General features: G+C 53.6%; 1 protein-coding gene and 1 pseudogene. Both read left to right on the top strand.

Translation table 11 applies throughout. The annotated features are described in order from the left end of the window. The coding region (locus tag ACWGTO_RS33655; protein ID WP_454578976.1) for a hypothetical protein at positions 1-202 on the top strand (202 nt) is incomplete at its 5' end. Between the two features lie 37 nt (positions 203-239). Further along, positions 240-734: pseudogene (locus ACWGTO_RS33650) on the top strand (IS110 family transposase); the annotation flags it as partial. Positions 735-808 lie beyond the last annotated feature (74 nt).

Genomic DNA, 808 nt, shown 5'->3' with positions numbered 1-808 from the left:
TGCGATCCATATCCCCATAGATTCAGGGATTCTTGCCCCTGACAAGGGCGTGAGTAATTACGAAATACGGGCTCACGACTGGACGCCGGGCCCAAACATCGAATGGAGAACAGCCATGGAAGACTATATCGGCCTCGACATATCAATGAAAGATGGAGTGGTTGCCGCCCTCCCCAGACGGCATCGCAATGTGCCAGGATAGTGGTGTTTACAGCCACTGAGCGGAAAGGACGGCAACCGTGACGAAAGATACAATGATCGGGGTGGATCTGGCAAAGACGGTGTTTCAGCTCCACGGGGCGTCGATGACGGGAGAGCTGAAGTTCCGGAAGAAATTGTCACGGGGGAGTTTTGCCAAATTTATGGCCGATCAGCCGCCAGCGGTGATCGTGATGGAAGCCTGTGGCAGCGCGCATTATTGGGCCCGCGAGATGAGCAGATATGGCCATGAGGTGAAGTTGGTCGCCCCGCATTACGTGAAGCCTTTTGTAAAGCGTCAGAAGAACGATGCGGCAGATGCCGAAGCGATCGTAATCGCGGCTCAGAGACCTGAAATGCGCTTCGTAGATCCAAAGACTGCCGAGCAACAAAGCAGGGCAATTTTGTTTCGCGCTCGAGAGCGCCTTGTGCATCAGCGCACCGAACTGGCCAACGCACTCAGGGGCTGCCTCTATGAATATGGCCATGTTATTCCGAAGGGAATGTATCAGTTGAAACGCATTGATGAGATCCTCAATAACCCAAATAGCAGGGCAATCGGGTGAGTTAACACGTGACATATGGCGCCAGTGCTGAATCTGTGAGTCCC

This window comes from Mesorhizobium sp. PL10, assembly GCF_053714315.1.
Note: the sequence above shows the minus strand (reverse complement) of the source record. Positions and strands in the feature narration are given on the sequence as shown.